The organism is Massilia endophytica, assembly GCF_021165955.1.
Lineage (GTDB): Bacteria > Pseudomonadota > Gammaproteobacteria > Burkholderiales > Burkholderiaceae_D > Rugamonas > Rugamonas endophytica.
The window spans coordinates 12,901-29,916 of record NZ_CP088952.1; the positions used below are offsets into that span (position 1 = coordinate 12,901).

Annotated in this window: 14 protein-coding genes and 1 tRNA gene; 8 read left to right on the forward strand and 7 right to left on the reverse strand. The window is 66.4% G+C overall.

What is annotated here, in order from left to right:
• Nucleotides 1-12: 12 nt before the first annotated feature.
• Entirely contained in the window at nt 13-645 is a 633-nt protein-coding gene (locus LSQ66_RS00070; protein ID WP_231767798.1) for a DUF1326 domain-containing protein, read from the reverse strand.
• Nucleotides 646-827: 182 nt separating this feature from the next.
• Here LSQ66_RS00070 and LSQ66_RS00075 point away from each other — a divergent pair, with 182 nt between their 5' ends.
• Genes LSQ66_RS00075 through LSQ66_RS00085 form a run of 3 tightly spaced genes read left to right on the forward strand, consistent with a single transcriptional unit; the run spans nt 828 to nt 4,216 of the window.
• On the forward strand, nt 828-1,424 hold the full coding sequence (locus LSQ66_RS00075; RefSeq protein ID WP_231767799.1) for a DUF1579 domain-containing protein: 597 nt from the start codon (nt 828-830) through the stop codon (nt 1,422-1,424).
• Nucleotides 1,421-2,371 (forward strand): MYG1 family protein, encoded by a 951-nt coding sequence (locus LSQ66_RS00080; protein ID WP_231767800.1) that lies wholly within the window; start codon nt 1,421-1,423, stop codon nt 2,369-2,371. The genes LSQ66_RS00075 and LSQ66_RS00080 overlap by 4 nt, the downstream gene beginning before the upstream one ends.
• Nucleotides 2,372-2,413: 42 nt before the next feature.
• Nucleotides 2,414-4,216 carry a SagB/ThcOx family dehydrogenase gene (locus LSQ66_RS00085; RefSeq protein ID WP_231767801.1) on the forward strand — a complete coding sequence of 601 codons (1,803 nt, stop codon included), beginning with the start codon at nt 2,414-2,416 and terminating at the stop codon, nt 4,214-4,216.
• On the opposite strand, the gene LSQ66_RS00090 is transcribed toward LSQ66_RS00085, so the two are convergent.
• The 3 genes from LSQ66_RS00090 to LSQ66_RS00100 all read right to left on the reverse strand — a co-directional run bounded on the left by LSQ66_RS00090 (nt 4,149) and on the right by LSQ66_RS00100 (nt 6,193).
• Complete coding sequence (locus tag LSQ66_RS00090; protein ID WP_231767802.1) at nt 4,149-4,844, reverse strand: DoxX family protein; 696 nt, start codon at nt 4,842-4,844, stop codon at nt 4,149-4,151. The two genes, LSQ66_RS00085 and LSQ66_RS00090, sit on opposite strands and share 68 nt — an antisense overlap.
• A gap of 37 nt (nt 4,845-4,881) precedes the next feature.
• Nucleotides 4,882-5,991 carry an acyltransferase family protein gene (locus LSQ66_RS00095; RefSeq protein WP_231767803.1) on the reverse strand — a complete coding sequence of 370 codons (1,110 nt, stop codon included), beginning with the start codon at nt 5,989-5,991 and terminating at the stop codon, nt 4,882-4,884.
• 126 nt (nt 5,992-6,117) lie between these two features.
• Nucleotides 6,118-6,193 (reverse strand) — tRNA-Phe (locus tag LSQ66_RS00100).
• Between the two features lie 192 nt (nt 6,194-6,385).
• Between LSQ66_RS00100 and LSQ66_RS00105 the strand changes: the two genes are divergently transcribed.
• The 3 genes from LSQ66_RS00105 to LSQ66_RS00115 are packed head-to-tail and all read left to right on the forward strand — an operon-like array spanning nt 6,386 to nt 9,615.
• Nucleotides 6,386-7,759: a Kelch repeat-containing protein gene (locus tag LSQ66_RS00105; protein WP_231767804.1), complete on the forward strand. Its 1,374-nt coding sequence runs from the start codon at nt 6,386-6,388 to the stop codon at nt 7,757-7,759.
• A 36-nt stretch (nt 7,760-7,795) separates the two neighbouring features.
• Nucleotides 7,796-8,299, forward strand: a complete 504-nt coding sequence (locus tag LSQ66_RS00110) for a hypothetical protein (RefSeq protein ID WP_231767805.1) — start codon at nt 7,796-7,798, stop codon at nt 8,297-8,299.
• Complete coding sequence (locus LSQ66_RS00115) at nt 8,296-9,615, forward strand: GAF domain-containing protein (RefSeq protein ID WP_231767806.1); 1,320 nt, start codon at nt 8,296-8,298, stop codon at nt 9,613-9,615. The genes LSQ66_RS00110 and LSQ66_RS00115 overlap by 4 nt, the downstream gene beginning before the upstream one ends.
• A 3-nt stretch (nt 9,616-9,618) precedes the next feature.
• Here LSQ66_RS00115 and LSQ66_RS00120 read toward each other — a convergent pair whose 3' ends face one another.
• Nucleotides 9,619-10,296, reverse strand: a complete 678-nt coding sequence (locus LSQ66_RS00120; protein ID WP_231767807.1) for a hemerythrin domain-containing protein — start codon at nt 10,294-10,296, stop codon at nt 9,619-9,621.
• 97 nt (nt 10,297-10,393) lie between these two features.
• The gene (locus LSQ66_RS00125; RefSeq protein ID WP_231767808.1) at nt 10,394-11,371 is read right to left on the reverse strand and encodes an outer membrane protein assembly factor BamE; all 978 of its coding nucleotides are present in this window, start codon (nt 11,369-11,371) and stop codon (nt 10,394-10,396) included.
• Nucleotides 11,372-11,486: 115 nt separating this feature from the next.
• On the opposite strand from LSQ66_RS00125, the gene LSQ66_RS00130 reads away from it, so the two are divergent.
• A complete protein-coding gene (locus tag LSQ66_RS00130; protein WP_231767809.1) occupies nt 11,487-13,436 on the forward strand; it encodes a hybrid sensor histidine kinase/response regulator in 1,950 nt (649 codons plus the stop codon).
• A 3-nt stretch (nt 13,437-13,439) separates the two neighbouring features.
• On the opposite strand, the gene LSQ66_RS00135 is transcribed toward LSQ66_RS00130, so the two are convergent.
• Nucleotides 13,440-15,695, reverse strand: a complete 2,256-nt coding sequence (locus LSQ66_RS00135) for a family 1 glycosylhydrolase (RefSeq protein ID WP_231767810.1) — start codon at nt 15,693-15,695, stop codon at nt 13,440-13,442.
• 164 nt (nt 15,696-15,859) lie between these two features.
• Between LSQ66_RS00135 and LSQ66_RS00140 the strand changes: the two genes are divergently transcribed.
• Nucleotides 15,860-16,966, forward strand: coding sequence for a mechanosensitive ion channel family protein (locus tag LSQ66_RS00140; protein WP_231767811.1), 1,107 nt, complete (start codon nt 15,860-15,862; stop codon nt 16,964-16,966).
• The last annotated feature ends 50 nt before the right edge of the window (nt 16,967-17,016 follow it).

Sequence of the window (17,016 nt, forward strand, 5' to 3'; positions counted from 1 at the left end):
GGTTCCGCGGCCCTATCCGGCCACCCCTTGCGGGGTCTGCACGACCTTGGCCAGCGTGCTGTGCGACCCCTTGGTATCGAAGCGGTTGGCACCGGTGCTGTGAATGTTGGCCGCCGCCACCTCGCCCTCCCGGTGTTCGAAGCCTTCGGGCATGACGACGCGTATGCGGTGCGGTGCGCCCGTCACCGGGTTCCGGATGGGCTCGACATCGGTTTCCAGCACGCCGGGAATCGTGACGCGTGCCAGCCGGGATTCCATGTCGAAGGCAAATTGCACGGGCGCAAAGACAGGCTCGTGCATCGTGGAAACAATCAGGCTGAAGATATGGAACAGCGTCCCTTCGTCCGAGCTCTGGCCGGACATAATGGCCAGCAAGGCATTGCGTTGCGCCGGCGTGGCGCGCTCGTCGATGATTGCCTGGGCCTGGCCGTTCCCTTCATGTAAAGGACCAGGAAACTGGACCGTGACGAAGAAACACAGCCCGTCGAGGGCCGTATCGTTGAAATGCCCGCGGGTGATGCGCATGCCGAGCAGGCCCTTGCATTCGCCCTGTGTCGGCCGCGCATTGAAATCACAGGGGCAACCGAAGGCGCAGTTGCAGTTCTTGATCCACTCGCCTTCCAATCTCCAGTCTGCATTTTCCATGTTCGCATCCTCCTCCCGCCGCCCGTGCGGCGCCTGCTATTCACAGTAGGTCGAATCCGGAGGATGGCAATGGAAATCGTCAAGAGAACGCAGGCCGCGCGCACGGCAGCGCGCCGGTTGCACGGGCGGCCATTGAGGCTGACAATACGGTTCTTCCCAACCCTGCTGTACAGGAGGTTTCCATGAAGCTGAACCGTTCCCTGCAGTTGCTGGTGCTTGCCGTCTGCGCGTCCGGTATTCCGGCGCTGGCGGACGACAAGAAATCGTCCTCGCCGGACGAGAAAAAGATGATGGAGAAGATGATGCAGGCCGGTACGCCCGGCGCCGCGCATCGCAAGCTGGACCCGCTGGTCGGCAAGTTCAGCGTCAAATCCAAGATGTGGATGGATCCATCCAAGCCGCCGCACGAAAGCAGCGGCACAGCCGAGCGCGCCTGGATCATGGGCAACCGCTACCTGGAAGAGCGCTTCCAGGGCGAGCACGAGGGCCAGCCGTTCACAGGCGTGGGCACCTTCGGCTACGATAACGTGACGAAGAAGTACTTCGGCACCTGGCTCGACTCCATGAGCACCGGCATGGCCACCATGAAGGGGACGCTGTCCGGCGATACGCTGAAATACACGGGTATGATGTCGGACCCGATGGCCGGGAAGGAAGTGCCCTATACCATGAACTTCAAGATCGTCAACAACGATACCCAGACCATGGAGATGTGGTGCGCAGGGCCGGACGGCAAGCAGATGAAATCCATGGAAATGACCTATACCCGCATCAAATGATCATCGTCACTCACGGCGGCAAGTTCCATGCGGACGACGTATGGGCTGCCGCCGTTCTCACCATTCTTTTCCCGGAAGCGGAGCTGCTGCGCACGCGCGACCCCGCCCTTGTTGCGGCGGGCGACTTTGCGGTGGACGTGGGCGGCATCTGGGACCCCGCCTCAGGGCGCTTCGACCACCACCAGAAGGGCTTCGGCGCCGCGCGCCAGACCGGCGTGCCTTATGCCAGCGCGGGCCTCGTGTGGCGGGAGTACGGGGCGCGCTGCGTCGGCGCGCTGTCCCTGGCGCACACCGGGCATGAGCTTTCCGAGGAAACGGCGCGCGAGATGGCCTATGCCATCGACGCCGACGTGGTGCAGTACCTGGACCTGGCCGATGTGGGCGCAGCCCGCAGCGCGCCCGGCGGGTATGGACTCTCGGTCGTGGTCTCGGGCTTCAATCCTAACTGGATGGACGAGCAGAGGCTGGGCTATGGCGAAGCGGCGGAGCAGTATCAGCTCGAGCAGTTCCGGCGCGCCATGGCACTGCTCACGGACGTCATGATCAATGCCGTCAAATACCGGGTCGGCGCCATGCTCGCCATCGAGCAGGTGCGGCAGTCGGAAGTGCTGGAAGGCGGGCGGCTGCTGTTCCTCAGGAACGGCGCCTTGCCCTGGTCCCAGGTGGTGCGCAAGGAAATGCCCAAGGTCCTCTTCGTTCTCAGCCATGCGATTGCGGAGCAGCGCTACATGCTGCACACCGTTCCCGTCAGCGCCGAAAGCTTCAAGGCGCGGGCCGACCTGCCGGAAGCGTGGGCCGGGCTGCGCGATGCCGAACTGGCGGCGGTGACAGGCGTGCCGGACGCGAGCTTCTGCCACAACGGCCGCTTCATCGCTGCGGCCAAATCCTACGAGGGCGCGCGGGCAATGGCCGCGCTGGCGCTGAAGTCTTTGGAAGAGCTCGCCTAGCCTTGCCCGGCTGGCGCTTGCCGGACGCGGAGATCCTGAACCATGCCGAAGATTGCCTGGGTATTGCTGCCCTTGGCGCTGTACGGCCTCTGCCTGGCCGGGACCTTGCTGCTGCGCAGGGGAAGGCTCTCGCGCCATGCGCTGAATATCCAGATCAGTCTGCTTTTGATGTTCTACTTGGCAGCAACCGCCGGTCTGGGGATTTTCTGGGTCGCCAACCAGCAGCTGCCGGTGTTCGACTGGCATTACCTGTTCGGATACGGGACGGTGGCGCTGCTGCTCGTCCATCTGTATTTCAACCTGCCCCTGGTGTGGACGGCCCTGCGGAAACCGCGCCGGGCGGAGTCTCCAGCCAAGGGGCGGCGAAGCAGGGCAGGGCTGGCGGCGCTGGCCGCGCTGGCGGCAGGCTATCTGCTCGGCGGGCTGCAGCAGGAAAGCGCTCCGCTGTCCGGAGCGCAGGCCATGCCCGGTATCGAGGCTGTGCTGCGTTTCCATGAGTCCTCCTCCGAATCCCGGCGCGCGGCGTTCGCGCGTGCGCCTGCGGTCGACTGGGGCGCGCCGCCTGCCGCCTTCAAGGCGTACCCGGAGCGGCCGCACATTCCGCTGGAACGCGGAAATGCCGCGACGCGGGGCTTGAGCGAATCGCTGCGCGGCCCAGGCCCGGTCCCCGGGACACTGCGCTTGCGGGAACTGGGCGAGCTGCTCTATCTTTCCGCTGGCGTGACCCAGCGCCGTGGCGGGCAGGCGCTGCGGGCCTCGCCCTCGTCCGGCGCCCTGTTTTCCGGGGAGCTGTATGTGCTGGCAAGTTCGGTGAAGGGGCTGGCGCCCGGCGTCTATCATTACGACGCCGACCGGCACCGCCTCGCCGCTCTCGGCCCGCTCGCCGCAGCCAGCGGTCTTGCTTCCGATGATGCTGCCGCCACCATCGTGCTGACGTCGGTGGTGCGCAGGACAGCCTATAAATACAAGGTCCGCGCGTACCGCTATGTGACGGCCGACGCGGGACATCTGCTGGAGAATCTGCGTGTAGCGGGCCAGGCTCTCGGCATGCATCCCGTTCTGGCAAGGCAGTTCGAGGAACGGACGCTGGCCCGTACTCTTGGCGGGGATGGTGTGCAGGAGATTGTGCTGGCCGCGATGGAACTGCGCCGTACAGCGCCGCCCGCGGCCCGGCCCGGCAGGCAGTTCGTCGCGCCAGCGGAGGTGTCGTCAACCATTGGCGTTACGGGCCTGGTCCACTCGGCGACCTCGCTCCGGCTGCCGCAGCCATTGGAGCCGGGCGAGCTGACCTCCCTTCCCGCGCCAGAGCAAAGCGGCATCGCTGTGCACAAGGCGATCGCCGAGCGGCGCAGCCAGCGTCGCTTCACGCGGGATCCCGTGGCGCTCGCCGTGCTTGCGTCGATCCTGGCTGACATGAACCAGCCGGACCAGCTATCCGGCGCGGTCCGCATCAACCTGATCGTCAGCCGTGTGGAAGGACTGGAGCCAGGCGTCTACCGCTATGATCCGCGCCATGCGCTGCGGCTGGTGCGCCAGGGCGACTTCGCCGCGGCCGCGGAATCGGCCGCCCTCTCGCAGGCGGTGATTGGCGATGCTGCCGTGGTGCTGGTGCTGTCCGCCGAACGCGAGGCCATGCTGACCGAGGGAGCGCGCGGCTATCGTCACGGCTTTATCGAGGCAGGCCTGATCGGCGAGCGCTGGCTGCTGGGGGCCGTTGCGCGGCGGCTCGGCGCCTGCCCGGTCGGCGCGTTCTACGACGATGAAGCTGCCACGCTGATCAGGGTTGACGCGCGGCGCGAGTGGGTGCTTCACTTTGCGGCGCTGGGCGTTCCTGCGAAGGACTGAATAGCATTCCCGCCAGGGCGACACACAAGGCCAGCATGCGCATGGCGTCCAGGGAGTCGGACGCCGGGTCGCCGTTCGAAACATGCGTGCCAATGGCTGCGACCATGACGGCAGCCAGGATCGCGGCTGCCCAGATGCGTCCGCGTCCCATCAGCAGGAAGGCGGCGGCGCAGGTTTCGACCGCCATCACGGCATACATGAGCGCCAGCGGGAGACCGGACGCGCGGAAAAACTCGCGCATCTCACTGTCGTGAAGGAGTTTGCCGATTTCGAACTGAATGAAGGCCAGCCCGACATACCATGCGGTGGCGCTGGCCATAGTCTTGCGGAAGCGGATCCCGGCCGCGCTTTCACGGGGGGAAAAGGCGGCGGCAAAAGCGGCTCCAACGGCGAAGGGCGCCGCCCATGCGAGTCCGGCACGCAGGGTATTTTTCACGGCGGGAGCAGGAAGGCCGGCCAGCGTGGAGGCCGCGAACAGGGCCAGGGCTGCCGCAGCCAGGGCGTAACAGAGGGCCGCAACGCTCGTTTCCAGCCGTTTCTGCGATGGGGCGGCAAGACTGCGATGGAGGCCGAGCAGGACGGCGGTCCAGCCCATTGCGAGCGCAAAAAACCAGACAGGTGAAGCCATGAGGGAAGTCTCCTTCGCTGGGGTCGGGCAAACCTCCCTATAGTACCGCGGCTGAGCTTGCTGGCAAAACTCGCGCCAACCGGTCCAGCCAGAACTGGAACCAGCGTTTCATCGGCGTTTTCACGCGCTCGCAGGCCGTTCCAAGCAGGGCGATGATGGCGAGCGTCAGCGCGAGGATCAGCGGTGTCTGAAGCAGCCCCAAACTCATGGTCGCAGTCGCCGCCACCAGGAATTTCAGGATAGGGAAGTGCAGCAGGTAGATGGCGAAGGTATGGGCTGATGCCTTGCGCACCATGTGTTCGCACCAGGGCCGAAGTTGGCCGATCCAGGGTGCGAGCTTCACCATGGCGACAATGTGGAGCGCCGCCGGAATGCTGAACGCATAGGCATACAGGAACCCTGCGGATTGCTCTAGGGCCTGCGCGGTGGGGCCGAGTTCGGCAAGCGTCCATGCGCGCCAGCTGGCCTTGGCGCCCGATGCAATCAATACGCTCGATCCCGCGAACGACGCCAGGGCGAGAAGCGCCGCCGCATGCGGTGACAGACGCATCCGCTTGGAGATTGCGAAGGCGCCCACGCCGAGCAGCCATATGGGCATGAGCAGTACGATCTTCGGGCCGGAAAGGGCGCAAAGCGATACCACCGCCAGCATCTTCACGCCGCGCCGTGGAATGAAGTACGCTGCCGCGTAGATCATGTAGTACCAGAATTCGTAGCTCAGGGACCAGAAGGGGATATTGGATGGCGGCCACAGGGAGATGAACCAGACTTCATTGGAAAAGAATGCGCTTAGCACAAGCGCCGTCATTTCCTCCTTGAACGAGGCCGGGTACTCCGATGGCGCCAGCATTGCGCCCGCCACATCCAGGAGCATGGTCACAAGGAGCGCAGGCAGGACGACGCTGTAAAGGCGCGCGAAACGCGCGGAGAGATAATCCGCCGCCCTGTCCTTGCGGCTGTGGACGACGTAGGCGATCACGAAGCCGGACAGGATGAAGAACACATATACCGCCTCGCCTCCCCATTCGGCCAGCCGCCACAGGACGGGCAAGCCATCGGGCAGCAAATAGTGTGCGTGGACGGTGAAAACCACAAGGGCTGCGGCAAGCCGCAATACGTCCAGATAGAGGGAGGCGGCCTTTTCCATTGCTGCGATCTCCGGTCAGACTCGCACCCAGTATTCTCCCGAGCGCCAAGGACTTGTTGCCGTACATCAGACGGAGAAAACAAAAACGCCGATCGGCATGGATCGGCGTTCCTTTGATGGTGTTCTTGGTGGCCCGGGGCGGAATCGAACCACCGACACAAGGATTTTCAGTCCTCTGCTCTACCAACTGAGCTACCAGGCCAAGGCGCGCAATTATAGCAGGGCGATGGCATTCCGCCAAGTGCCGTCCTTCGGTTACAGAAGTAACGCCTCCTTACAGCTGCAGCCATGTTTCTCGAAATTGTCCTGAAAAGGTAATAGTGGTGGATTCGACCGGGGGTGCGATTCTACACTTGGTCACATTTATTTTGCGACGACCAGGAGGATCAAAATAATGCATCGACGTGAAGCACTGCGCGCCCTCGCCGCGCTGTCCCTGCCGGGTGGACTGGCCGCCTGCGGCGGAGGCGGCGATGGCGGCGCAGCCATCCCGCCGCCGGCAGCCGGACCGGCCATCACTTCCTTCACCAGCGACAAGGCCGACTATCAGGTTGGCGCCGCGGCCACCGTAACCGCCGTCTTCAGCGGCGGCACGGGCCGCATCGACCCGCCGGGACTCGCCATCACGAGCGGCACGCCGCTGGCGCTGCCCATCCTGCCAGCGGGGCCCCTGCGGCTGACCGTAACCTCGGGCAGTACCTCGGTCACGCGTGAGCTCAAGCCCAACCTGGCTTACCGGAACGTGCTGCAGCAGATTCCCATGGGCTTTTCGCGCGCGGCCCATGTCACGGCCACGGGGGCGGGCGGCAAGCTGTATATCGTGGGCGGCGAAGGCGGTAGTTCGGTAGCGCCGCAGGAAGTCATGGTTTTCGATCCCTACACGGAGAAATTCAGTTCGGCAGGCATGCTGGCTACGGGCCGCTTCGCGCACACCGTCACCGCGCTGCCGGACGGCACCTTGCTGGTGCTGGGAGGCTCGCGCACAGTGAGCGGAACTCCCAGCGCCGAGCGCTTCGATCCGGCGACAGGCAAGACGAGGGCGATGGCTGGCCAGCCCGCAGCCAACCGCCAGTACCACACGGCCACGCTGCTTGCAGACGGCAAGGTGCTGATCGCGGGCGGGCAGGTGGCCGGTTCGGCGGCGGGCTGGCGCACGGCGGAAATCTACGATCCCGCAAACGACAGCTTCACCCCGCTCGGCGCAAGCATGCAGTATGGCCGCTGGGGCCACGTGGCGCTGCCTCTGTCCGGCAACAAGGTGCTGCTGTACGGCAGCCGGCCCATCGTCGGGGGCTACGCGCCTGCCGAAATTTACGATGCCGCTGCGAAGACCTTCACTGCCGTTGCGGGACCGGATGCCCAATCCCGCAACGACGCCAGGGCGCTGGTGCTCGCCAGCGGGGAGGTGCTGCTGACCGGGGGCGAACAGGCCGACGGCTATCCCTACCAGTCCATCGTGCGCGGCAATGCGGACGGCGGCAATCTGCGTATCGGCGGGCAGATGCGCCACGCGCGCGCCGTGCATGCCGCCGCGCCCCTGGTGGACGGGCGCGCGCTGATCGCGGGCGGCAGCGAGGACTTCACCTCGCGCGGCGTGGCGGATACGGAGCTGTACACGCCCGCCAGCGGCGCCGTGACGCAGGGCCCCCAGCTGGCCGTCGCCCGCATCATGCATACCGCGGACCTGCTGGCCACAGGCAAGGTGCTTGTCCTGGGCGGCAATGACCGGAGCATGGGGCTGGTCGCCACGGCAGAGCTGTTCAGCTAGCGCAGGTCCCGGGGACGGGTGCGATAAAATGCGGGGATGAGCCTCCCCGCCACCGCAGCCCCCTTGCTGGACGCCGACCAGATCGCCTTCGTGCGAGGCGGGGTTTCGATCAGCGTGGCCACCTGCGGGAGCGGCGGCCTGCCGCAGCTGGTGCGCGGGATCGGCTGCCGCGCCGCCGACGACGGGAGCCTGTTCACCGTCTTCGTGCCGGAACCGAAGTCGCAGCAGATCCAGCGCGATATCTTCGCCAACGGCGCCATCGCAGTTGCTTTCACCAAGCCTTCCACCCACCGAACCCTCCAGCTCAAGAGCCGCGAGGCCCGCGTCACCGCGCTGACGCCTGCGGACGTGGCCCTGGTCCATGCCTACCGCGATGCCTTCGTCGCCGAACTGGCGGCCATCGGCATGCGCGAGGAACTGGTGCGCACCCTGCTGGCGGCGGCGGACGAGGAACTGGTGGGCCTGAGCTTCCGCCCCAGCGACGCCTTCACCCAGACGCCTGGCCCGAAGGCTGGCCAACCCCTGAAGGCGGGCGAATGAGCCGCGTGCGCCTCGATACGATCCGCGAGTGCTTCGAGGGCGTGATCCCCGCCATCATCGGCACCGCGGATGCGGACGGCATGCCCAACGTGTCCTACCTCACGCAGGTGCAGTACATCGATCCGCAGCATATCGCGCTGTCCTACCAGTTCTTCAACAAGACGCGCGCGAACATCCTCGGCAGCCGCCAGGCGCGCCTGATGGTGATCAGCCCCCTGACGGCAGCCCAGTACCTGCTCACGCTGGAGTTCCTGCGCACGGAAACCAGCGGCTCGCTCTTCGAGAGCATGAAGGCCAAGCTTTCCGGCATCGCTTCTCAGGTGGGCATGAGCGGAGTGTTCCAGCTGCTTGGATCGGACGTGTACCGCGTGACCGACATGGTCTGCCTGCAGGGAGCGCAGCTGCCCGCGCCGCCTCCTCCGCTGAACCGCCTGGCGGAACTGCGCAACAGTGCGGAACGCCTGCGCGAATGCCGTGAGCTGGACCGCCTGTTCGACGAAACCCTGAACTGCCTGAACGAGAAGTTCGGCATCGCCCATGCCATGCTGCTGATGCACGAGGCGCCTGCGCGGCTCTATACGGTGGCGAGCCGCGGCTACGCGGAGTCGGGCGTAGGCTCGGAAATCGCGCTGGGCGAAGGCGTGATCGGCGTGGCGGCGCGCGAACGCACGCCCATCCGCATCAGCCACATGACGAGCGAATACGGATACAGCCGCGCCATCCGCTCGCAGACGGCGGATGCGCAGGCGCTGGAGATTCCGCTGCCCGGCCTGGCGGAGTCGCGCAGCCAGATGGCCGTGCCCATTCTGGGCTGCAGCCGCCTGATGGGCATTCTTTACGTGGAGAGTCCTCAGGACCTGCGCTTCACCTACGACGACGAGGACGCGCTGGTGACGCTGTGCGCCCAGCTGGCAATGCAGATGCATATCCTGCAGGAGGCGGAACCGGAAACGGCGCAGCAGCCGCCCGTCCCGGCGCCCGCGCCGGAAGGCGCTCCCCTGCTGGTGCGCCACTTCACGGGCAACGACAGCGTGTTTTTCGGGGACGATTACCTGATCAAGGGCGTGGCGGGCGCCGTGCTGTGGCGGCTGGTGCAGGATTATGTGCAGCAGGGGCGCAGCTCCTTCAGCAACCGCGAGCTGCGGCTCGATGCGCGCCTGCGCCTGCCGGACGTGAACGACAATCTCGAAGCGCGCCTGGTGCTGCTGGCGCGCCGCCTGGCCGAACGCGGTGCGGGCATCGCCATCGAGAAGACGGGACGCGGCCACTTCCGGCTGGATGTGCAGCGCCCTTTGCAGCTGCAGGAAGTGGCCTGAGGATCAGGCGGCGAGCGCCAGGTCCAGCTTGTGCGCGTCGCGCGCGTCCAGCAGCCCCTTCGCCAGCATCAGCATGCCGTTGAAAACGGGCGCGGGGGCATTGGCGCGCATGCCCAGGAACATGGAGGCGCGCTCGGAAGGCGTCAGCGCGGGCAGCATCCATTTCATCGTCTTCTGCTGCTGTTCGGGCGGGATGGTGGCCACGATGGCCTGCTCGATTGCCATGAGCTCCCCGTCGCTGTAGTGCGCCCACAGCACGGCATTGTTGGCCGTTTCCTCCATGTTCATGTGCACCAGGTTCTCGCCAACGAAGACGGACAGCATGCGGTGCAGGTGGCCCAGCTGCACTTCGCGCGCGGCCGCCGCGGACTGCTGCACCAGGTCGCACATCATTTCCAGGTTGCCGATGTCCGCCACGTGGTGGGCGTGGTCGCCTTCCGCCGTGGCCGTGGACCCCGGAGCGCGCGCCTCCATCGCCACGTGCACGAATTCCGATTCGTGCTTGAGGTGGCCGCGCAGGACGCCCAGCAGTTCGCGGATCTGGGCCAGGCCTTCGGCCACATCGGCTTCGTCGTGCGCATCCATGCGCGCGCTGCGGTTCAGGGTGTCGCCCATGAAGGCGCGCAGGGCCTTGTGGATGGGGTTGTAGATATTCAGCCGGCTTGCGTGCAGGTCGCTCATTTCTTCCTCATGCGGGTGCGGATACGAAGCAGTGCATGGTAGCGGCGCGGCCCTGCGCGCGTTCTTAAAACTTCCCTCAGCGCTTCTTAAAAACTTCTTAATTGCGGCGGCTCTTGAGCACCCGGCCGTCCGCGCCGAAGAGCACGATGAATTCCGGTCCCGCGTTCTTGCCCCGGCGCTCGGCCGGGGGATAGAGCCAGGCCTGCAGGCCGCTGTCGAAACGCACTTCGGTGGCCGGGCCCAGCGCCGCGCGCACCTCCTGCGCCGTCTGCCCCGGCTGAATGCCGGGCGCGGGCGCTGCATCCGGCGGCGCGGGGTCGTCCATGTGCTCGAACTCCAGCAGCGTATCGTCCGGCCAGCCTGCGTCCCAGATCGGGGCGTGATAGGTCCGGTCGAGCAGTACCTGGCAATCGCAGAAGGGCAGGTCGGCGCGCGGCAGGGTGCCGCCGGCGTACTGGTAGCGGAAGGGCAGGGTGGCGTGGCGCTCCCCCGCGTGCAGCCGTACGGCGAAAAGGGGCCGCTCGGCAAAGAACAGGTAGTTGCCCTGCGGATCGCGGCAGACGGCATCGGGATTGGTGAACAGGTCGGAGAGCCAGCGGAAGAGGTGGGCGTTGTTCGAGACCAGGCCCGCCTCGATGCCTACACGGCACTCGGTGCGCAGGTCGCCCAGCCTGCGCATGCCGGCCGGCACGCCCGGGCTGCGCACGTCCGCCCGCCAGGTCATGCTGTCGGTGCGGCGGTTGGCCACCAGGGCGGCATCCTCGCGCTGGGCCTGTGCGTTGCGTTCGAGCGTGAAGCTGTTGTCCGGCGCCACCGGCACCGGCAGGGTGACCGTGTCACCCACCACCTTCATCTCGATGCCTTCCATGCGCACACCCGGCAGGCGGGGCAGCAGCCGGAAGCGCAGCGTGGCGCCGGGCGCATGCGAACGTTCCGATTCGAATCGGTCCATGCCCTTCAGCATTTTCCGATAGGATTTGTCGACGGGGTCGCGGGTGGTGGTGACCGTCACGCTCTGCACCTGGGCATGCGCGGCGCCAACAGCAAGAAACAGGCAGAGAGCCGTACGCAGCATAGCAAATCTCGCTTTGTTCAGGACAACACGAATGGCGTGCAATCGGGGCCGGACTTGCACGCAGGACCGATACAATGGAGATGGAATCTCTCCAGCAGAATAGCGAAAAATAACAATGACGACGGAACTCCAGCCAATCGTGCCAAGCAAGCCAGACGACCGCCAGCAGCTCTCCCGGTACGAGCGGCGCTATGAGCTCCTGGTTGCCAGCATCAGCGACTACGCGATCTACATGCTCGATGTGGACGGCTACATCAACAGCTGGAATGCGGGCGCCGAGCGCTTCAAGGGTTATCTGGCGCCGGAAATCCTGGGCCACCATTTTTCCGAGTTCTACACGGAGGAGGAGCGCGCCAGCGGCAAGCCGCAGCGCGCGCTGGACATCGCGCGGCGCGACGGCCGCTTCGAGGGCGAGGGCTGGCGCGTGCGCAAGGACGGCAGCCGCTTCTGGGCCCACGTCGTCATCGATCCCATCCGCACGGGAAGCGGGGAGCTGATCGGCTTCGCCAAGATCACGCGCGACATCACGGACCGCCGCGCGGCCCAGGAAGCGCTGCGCGAGAGCGAGCAGCGTTTCCGCCTGCTGGTGCAGGGCGTGACGGACTACGCGATCTACATGCTCTCGCCGGAAGGCCTGATCACGAACTGGAACATCGGCGCACAGCGCATCAAGGGCTATACCCAGGATGAAGTGGTGGGCACCCACTTCCGCCGCTTCTTTACCGAGGAGGACCGCGAGAGCGGCTTCCCCGAACGCGCGCTCGAAACGGCCGCGCGCGAAGGCCGCTTCGAATCGGAGGGCTGGCGCGTGCGCAAGGATGGCACGCGCTTCTGGGCGCACGCGGTGCTGGACCGCATCCTGGACGACGACGGCAATCTCGTGGGCTTCGCCAAGATCACGCGCGACGTGACGGAGAAGCGCAAGGCCGACGAGACCCTGGAGCAGGCGCGCAAGGCCCTGTTCCAGGCCCAGAAGATGGAGGCCGTGGGCCAGCTCACGGGCGGCGTCGCCCACGATTTCAACAATCTGCTGGCCGTTGTGTCCAGCGGCATCGACATTCTGAATGTGCAGTTGCAGAGCAGCGGCAACGCGGCCAGCGCCCGTGTGCTGGACAGCATGCGCCGTGCCGTCGAGCGCGGCGCGCTGCTGACGCAGCAGCTGCTGTCCTTCGCGCGCCAGCAGCCGCTGGCGGCGGAGGCCCACCAGCTCAACAATCTCATCACCGGCTTCGAGCCCGTGCTGCGCCGCGCCGCCGGGCCGATGGTTGCTTTCCGCATCAGCCTTGCGCCGCGCCTGGACGCCGTGATGGTGGACATGGCGCGCTTCGAGGCCGCCTTGCTCAACCTGGTGGTCAATGCGCGCGACGCCATGCCGGAGGGGGGCACCCTCACGCTGGAGACGCGGACGGTGGAGCTTGCCGCCAGCGAGGTGGGCGAACTGGGACAGGGCAAGTACGTGCGCGTATCGGTGCGCGACACCGGCACCGGCATGCCGCCCGAGGTGGCTGCGCGCGCGCTGGAGCCCTTCTTCACCACCAAGCCGACAGGCAAGGGCACGGGACTGGGCCTGAGCCAGGTCTACGGCTTCATCAAGCAGTCCGGAGGGGAGGTGCAGATCGAAACGGTGCCGGGGCAGGGCACGGAAATCCGCCTCTATCTGCCCGTGGCCGATGGGGTGGACGCGCAGGCGCTGGACGAAAGCCCGCGTTCCGAGCGCGTGCTGATCGTGGAGGACGACAGCCTGGTGCGCGACCTGGCCACCGAGCTGTTCCACGCCATGGGCTACGAGGTGCTGAGCGCCAGCGACGGTCCCGAGGCCCTGTCCATCCTGGAGCGCGATCCCGAAGTGGACGTGCTGTTCAGCGATGTGATGATGCCTAACGGAATGACCGGCATCGAGCTGGGGCGGGCCGTGCGCGAGCACTATCCGCAGATCAAGATCATTCTCGCCTCCGGCTACCCGCTGCCCGCCTTGCGCGAACAGCAGGGCCTGCAGGATTTCGTGATCCTGAGCAAACCCTATCGCCTCGCGGACCTGGCCCGGCATCTCAGGACGCCGGGCTGACCCTCAGTTGCTGCCGTAGTGGGCTGCCTGCGCGGCGCCCGCATGCATGCCGCCGCGCTCCCTCGCTTCCGCCACTGCGCGCACGTAGCGTTCCAGCGCATCGTCCAGGGTGGGCATCAGGCGGCCGCGTTCGCTGCCCAGGGCCGAGAAGCGGGGCTGGGCAGCGGCCAGGTCCAGGGCCGTGGACGGCAATACCTGCAGCCGTGCATCGGACACCTCCGCCATCCCGCAGGCGCGCCGCGCCAGCTCGGCCCAGCTCACGGCATCGCCGTTGCTCAGGTGCCAGATGCCTGACTCGGCGTCGATCAGCAGGTCCAGGCAGGTCTGCACCAGGTCCGGCACGTAGGTGGGCGACACCACCAGGTCTTCCGCGGCCGTGAAAGGCCGCCCTTCCGACAGGGCCTGCAGGGCCAGGGTCACGAAGTTGTGGCGATCCCAGGGACCGAAGAAGGCGCTGGTGCGCACCATCAGCGCCTGCGGATTCACGGCCAGCACCCGGCGCTCCGCCTCGGCCTTGCTCTGGCCGTAGACATTGAGGGGGGATACGGGATCGCTCTCCACATAGGCGCTGCCCTTGCTGCCGTCGAACACGAGGTCGCTGGAGAAACTGAGAAGGCGCACATTGTGGCGGGCGCAGGCCACGGCCAGCACCACGGGGCCCTGGGCGTTTTCGCGCAGGCAGCGCTGGGCGTCCTGCTCGGCGTCGTGCACCCGCACATAACCGCCCGCGTTGATGATGGCCCAGGGGTGGTAGCGGCGGATGGCTGCCTCCACCGAGGCCGGATCGGCAATGTCCATCTCCTGCCGGGTGAGCACGTGCACGGCCAGCTGGCGCTCGGCGCAGATGCGGGCGAAGGCGCTGCCCAGGGTGCCCGTGGCGCCGCTGATCAGGATGGGCTGTACGGGATGCTGGGTGCTGCGCCGCTCGCCGGGCAGGGCGGCAATGCTGGTGCTGGTGGCCACGGGCGGACAGAGGAAGCGGCCAGGACGGCGCCACCAGCCCTGTCCCTGCAGCACGGGGTGCGAAGGCGGACGGCCCGAGGCCAGTTCGCGCATCAGGCCTACCAGCGCCGTGGGACGGGGCTCGGGACCGCGCAGGTCGAAAGCGCCGCTTTCGTAATAGCCCTTGCACTCGGTGACCAGGCAGTTCCAGTCGAAGGAGCCGAGCAGGGACCACACGGTGACGGCGCGCATGTCCGCGCCGCTGCGCTGCACAGCCTGCGCCGCCTGCCACACTTCCATGAGCCAGCGCAGCTGGTCCTCGCGGTTGGCGTCGATGTGCGCCTCCGTCACCGCCAGCGGCAGGCCGTAGCGCTCCCACGCCTCCTGCAGCAGGGGGCCGACGCCCGGCGTGGGCGTGGCCAGGGCGCGCGCCGCCTCGATGTCGGCAAAGCCGTGCACGCCCACATACTGTTTCGGATAGCGCTCGCCCCGGTGGTCCAGCCAGCGCTCGCTGGTGATGTAATAGTTCACGCCCACCACGTCGGGCGGGCAGGGGTTGTCGCGGAACCATTGCAGGGTCTCTGCATCGATGCCGCTGCGCATGAAGTAGTCCCACAGCGCGTGCTCCGGGCCCACCATGCCGCACAGGAGATCCCATGCCAGCCAGCGCCGCTCGTTGTAGAACTCCGCCCATTCGGCCATCTCGGGCGTGCTGTAGGTCTTGCCCAGGTCGTCCGTCTGCACCAGCTTGGCGTTCGGGTTGACCTCGCGGATGGCGCGCATGGACAGCACCACGCCCTTGCACTGGTTGACGAGGGCCTGCAGGAAGGACAGGTCGTCGCGCGCATGGGGATACCACAGGCCGTACAGGCAGGCGAAGCGGGCGGTGGTGCAGGGTTCGTTGACGGGGGTGTAGTACTCCACCCAGGGGTAGCGGCGGGCAACGGCGCCCGCGTATTCGGCCAGGCCCTCGGCGAAGCCCGGGTCCACCAGGCTGGTATGGCGCGGGCCGCTGCCATGGTGGACCAGGCCGACGATGGGGGCGACGCCCAGGTCGCGCAGCGCCGGCAGGCGTTCATCGGGCCAGGACCAGTCCGCGTTTTCCAGTCCGTCCGGCGCCGTCAGCTCCCACAGCACCGGATAGCGCAGGGCCTTGATGCCGAGGGCGGCAAAGCGGTCCAGGTCGCTTAATCTGCCGCCGTGGCCGTTGTGCTCCATCTGGCTGAAGTAGCGGTCGCGCACGCGGTTGACGGTGGCTTCCAGGCCGCCCCAGAGTTCGATCGGCTGAGGTTGAGATCCATCGTTGATTACAGTCATATCGGTTCTTGGCTAGTCGAACGAGCGGAAAGTATGAAGAAAAAGCCCGTGTTCTGTCGCAGCTTTGCCTGAGAGTATTGAACAGGCCGCCTGTGCAAGGCGTGCGCGGCAGGCGCGGGCGCTTCGGTAAACTGGCGCCCCTTGGCATGCAAGCGGGAGTACTGATGAGGTATGTTTTCCTCGGCAATACGCTGCAGGAGTGGGGAGTAGCCCTCGCCGTTGCGCTGGGCGCGGCGGTGCTGATGTACGTGACCAAGTGCTTCGTGCTGCGCCGCCTGGAGGCGATCGCGCGCCGCACCCAGACGCGCGTGGACGACTGGTTCGCGCGCATCCTGCGCTCCACCTACGTGGTCTTCATGGTGGTGCTGGCCCTCTACCTGGGCAGCCTGCTGCTGGACCTGCCGAAAAAATACGGGGTCGGACTGTGGCGCATCGCCGTCACGGCCATGATGCTGCAGGGCGCGCTGTGGGGCGACGCGGCCGTGCGCAGCTGGCGCGCCCGCCTGCGCGCCAATGCGGACAGCACGGCGGGCGCCACCTCCGCCGCCATCATCGATTTCGTGCTGCGCCTTCTGGTCTGGGTGGTCTTCACCCTGATGATCCTGGACAATCTGGGCTTCAACATCACCACCCTTGTCGCCAGCCTGGGCATCGGCGGTATCGCGGTGGCGCTGGCGGTGCAGAACATTCTGGGCGATCTTCTGGCCTCTCTCTCCATCGTGCTGGACAAGCCCTTCGTGGTGGGAGATTTCATTATCGTCGGCGAGAACCTGGGCACGGTGGAATATATCGGCCTGAAGACCACGCGCCTGCGCGGCCTGGGCGGAGACCAGATCATCTTCTCCAACGGCGACATCCTCAAGTCCCGCATCGGCAACCAGACGCGCATGGAAACGCGGCGCGCCGCCTTCGTGATCCGCGTGCGCTACGGCACCGACCCGGACAAGCTGGCCGCCATTCCCGACCTGGTGAAGGAGATCGTTCTCGCCAACGAGCGCACCGCAAACTTCGAGCGCGCCCACCTGTTCCAGCTGGGTGAATGGTCGCTCAATTACGAGGTGGTGTACTGGATCAAGTCGCCGGATTACTTCGTGTTCATGGACACCCAGCAGGCCATCTATCTGGCCCTGATCCGGGCTTTCCAGGAACGCGATATCGACTTCGCCATCCCCATGCGCATGATCGTGCGCGACCCGGACGACAAGGAAGGCGAGCTGCCTCCCTTCGACCGCCCCCAGCAGCGCGGCCTGCCGCCCGCGCAGACGCATTGATCCGTATCATCAGCTCCGCCCGCGTATCCTGTCCAATGGCCTGGAGGAGG